Annotated in this window: 1 protein-coding gene and 1 tRNA gene; both read left to right on the top strand. The window is 49.2% G+C overall.

What is annotated here, in order from left to right:
* Positions 1-2 precede the first annotated feature (2 nt).
* Positions 3-78 (top strand) — tRNA-Thr (locus ACSZO4_RS25895).
* 110 nt (positions 79-188) lie between these two features.
* Positions 189-384 (top strand): GTP-binding protein (locus ACSZO4_RS25890; protein ID WP_437891938.1); only part of this gene is annotated, 196 nt, incomplete at its 3' end.

The raw sequence follows: 384 nt of genomic DNA, 5'->3' as shown, positions 1-384 counted from the left end.
GTGCTGATATGGCTCAGTTGGTAGAGCGCACCCTTGGTAAGGGTGAGGTCCCCAGTTCGACTCTGGGTATCAGCACCACTTCATTCTTCCCTCCCAATTCTCTCTGTTACTGAATTCAACAAGTCGGGCATGTTGCCTGGTTGATGTGGTGATATCACCGATTTATCCGTGTCTTAGAGGGACAATCGATGTCTAAAGAAAAGTTTGAACGTACAAAACCGCACGTTAACGTCGGTACTATCGGCCACGTTGACCATGGTAAAACAACGCTGACTGCTGCAATCACTACCGTTCTGTCCAAAACCTACGGTGGCCAGGCTCGTGCATTCGACCAGATCGATAACGCGCCGGAAGAAAAAGCACGTGGTATCACCATCAACACTT

Origin of the sequence: Phytobacter sp. V91 (assembly GCF_965644225.1) — a bacterium.
In the GTDB taxonomy this organism is placed as follows: domain Bacteria; phylum Pseudomonadota; class Gammaproteobacteria; order Enterobacterales; family Enterobacteriaceae; genus CBFFRJ01.
Note: the sequence above shows the minus strand (reverse complement) of the source record. Positions and strands in the feature narration are given on the sequence as shown.